The organism is Bacteroidales bacterium, assembly GCA_018334875.1.
Taxonomy (GTDB): domain Bacteria; phylum Bacteroidota; class Bacteroidia; order Bacteroidales; family UBA12077; genus JAGXLC01.
Window position 1 is genome coordinate 1 of sequence record JAGXLC010000518.1, and the last position, 2,598, is coordinate 2,598.

3 protein-coding genes are annotated in these 2,598 nt (G+C 46.5%); all 3 read right to left on the minus strand.

Annotated features, from left to right (window positions below; genetic code table 11):
• On the minus strand, positions 1 to 1,090 hold a 1,090-nt coding region (locus KGY70_20640; GenBank protein ID MBS3777614.1), incomplete at its 3' end, for a hypothetical protein.
• Positions 1,091 to 1,111: 21 nt separating this feature from the next.
• On the minus strand, positions 1,112 to 1,774 hold the full coding sequence (locus tag KGY70_20645) for a hypothetical protein (GenBank protein ID MBS3777615.1): 663 nt from the start codon (positions 1,772 to 1,774) through the stop codon (positions 1,112 to 1,114).
• An 8-nt stretch (positions 1,775 to 1,782) separates the two neighbouring features.
• Entirely contained in the window at positions 1,783 to 2,313 is a 531-nt protein-coding gene (locus KGY70_20650) for a T9SS type A sorting domain-containing protein (protein MBS3777616.1), read from the minus strand.
• Between the last annotated feature and the right edge of the window lie 285 nt (positions 2,314 to 2,598).

A 2,598-nucleotide genomic window follows, 5' to 3' on the forward strand; every position in this document is an offset into this window, starting at 1 on the left:
TGGCCACATCGATGGTCCCTAGATCCACGCTGCTGTTGCTTCCGTTGAAAAACACCACCTTTACATGCCCGGCTGAGGCTACATAAGCGCTCATGGTTAGGCCCTGTAAATCAACTCCCACAGAAGGAAGGATGATGTCGTTCATTTCAACCCCGTCGATGGGAAACTCCCGTACGGATTGATCACCGGCGTTTATAATCCCGGTATTCACCCTGCCGACACCCGTTCCGGGACCTGTCTGCTGCTCTGCCGCTGTAATGGTGATGGTGCGGTTGGTGGAATCGACAGAAAGACTCGTCCGGGCTCCGGCCCTGAGCTTATACAGCTTGGTATTGCCCTGGCCCTCAAAATTCGTCAAGACCATGGCACTGTCACTTACCATCAGGGTGTCCAACGAATTCACCCCCTTACCGACCAGAATGCTGCCTTCCGGTACCGCTCCCCGGCCTGTGCCACCATTGACCACGGGAAGGGTGTCGGTAACCTTCTGCTGCAGGTTGATGGCTTGATCGGCTATGTCTTCATTTACGATGGAGCCATCCTCTATGACCCGCGTATCGACAGAACCCGTGTCGATGTCCTCGTTCTGAATCTCGTGATCCAGGATCTTCTCGGTGGTGATGGCATTGTCGGCAATATTATCGGTGTAAAAGGAATACGGTACGGACATGAACCGTTGATTGCTTACCATCCGGTAATTGCCATTGTTCTCTATGGATATCTCCACTTTCAGCCACTGGTCGGCCTCGATCCAGGGAATGTCGTTCAGATGCGTATAGGTTCCACCTGTTTGCTCGCCCTTTCCAATGACCAAAGAAAACAACCCATGCTGATTGGTCAGGGCTGTGTGGGTCTCCTGATATAAAACATCGCCATTCTGGCCCTTATTGATGGTAAATCGTACACCGATCTCCTTTTCATACAGCGGCTTGCCTTCCATATCCATCCCAACAATCTCCTTCCCCTCTTCGTCTATAGCAACGGCCTGGTAATTGATCCCGTGCAAATCTCCTATTCTCTGGGCTGATGTATGTCCGATACCAGCAAACAACAAAATGATGATCAAATATAGCTTTGTATAGGTTTTCATATGCTTGTGATTTTGGGGTTTTTATTCTTCTTTCTTGGCTATAGTAATGGAAAGCCCGAGGGTTAATGAATATCCCATATTGGTGGCTTCCTGGTTGCTCGCTCCTGTTTCAATGTTCTGCAATCCCATTAAATACTCAAATTCTGTGTATACGGAGATAAAATCAGAAGCGGCAATTCTTACACCCGGCGTAACCAGAAGTCCATAATCCTTTTCATTCACCATCCCGGCTTCCATCAAATCGTAGTTGATGTTCTCGCGGGTAGGATCATTGATCCTCTGATTGGCCTTTAAGAGCTTGGCATAGTAACCGGAAACCCCCAGATAGGGCCTGAACCTTCCCAGATCATACATGTAGCCCAATCCCAGTTTCCCCTGGGCATAACGAAAATCCCACCTGAGATGCGTGTCGTCCAGCGTCATGGTGGCCCCTGCATTTCTCATTCCAACGGCTGTATTAAAATAGAGACCGAAATCCAGCACGTGGGTATAACCTGCGGTATAGGCGCCAGAATAGATCGGCGAGTAAGAATTGTCGATATTTCCGGCACTGTTCGTAAATTCAAAGGATGTCATTTGTTGTGAGGCGTCAATAGTGATGCCTGACTGGGCATTTGCCTGACGGGGTAGGATGAACAACCCTGCCACAACTACAAGAAAAAGATATCGTACTGCTTTATTCATAAGATCAGTTATTTTGAGATTAATACTTTGGCTCTGTAATGTGTGTCTGTGGACTTGTCATATACCTTGATCATGTAAAGTCCGCTGTTCCAGTCACTGCAATTGACCGGGTAAGAATACGGATCCGTGATCCGTTTATCCAGGATCTTTCTGCCCTGCATATCAAAAATCTTCAGGTCCCCCTGCTCCATATGGGTGTCAATGTAAAGATCACTGCTGGCTGGATTGGGATAGACCTTCAGATCCTTATAATCCTTATTCGTGGCAGTTTTCTCTTTTTGCTCTTCCTTTCCCTTTGTCTGATTCAGTAATAAACCGGATTGCTGAAAACCCGGATTAATGCCGACCACATTATCGGCGTAAATGCCTGTGGAATAGGGCTGTCCAACAGTCTGGCTGAAAGCGGCTCCCTCTATGGAACCCCCTGCTCCGTAACTACCTATAGACTGACGTGCAATGGCTTGCCCCCTGACTGTAAAGGAAAAAAATGACAAGAGAATCAATAAAAAAAGGAATTCTTTTATTCCGTTGGTTTTCATAGGCATATTCATTTTAGGGTAGTTAAACAACCATTCATTTTTTTAATCAGAAACTTCCGGCAATCAGAGATATCGGAATACAGACGCATCCTGGATTACTGTATTTGCTCTTACAAGACGAGTGAAAAAAAATATGGTTGTAACTCCCCGCATTATCAGGCTTTGTCTTGTCGCCTTTAAATTCTGTTTAACAGGCACTTATACCTGATAAAAAATTATCAATCCATAAATGATCCAGACTGTTGGAGGCTCTGATGAAGTGGGGAGAATATCCGGTGCTTCAGT

What these genes read in the sequence shown, in the direction of transcription:
- KGY70_20645 (MBS3777615.1), bottom strand. Translation starts at nt 1,774, where the DNA reads ATGAATAAAGCAGTACGATATCTTTTTCTTGTAGTTGTGGCAGGGTTG.
- KGY70_20650 (MBS3777616.1), bottom strand. Translation starts at nt 2,313, where the DNA reads ATGAAAACCAACGGAATAAAAGAATTCCTTTTTTTATTGATTCTCTTG.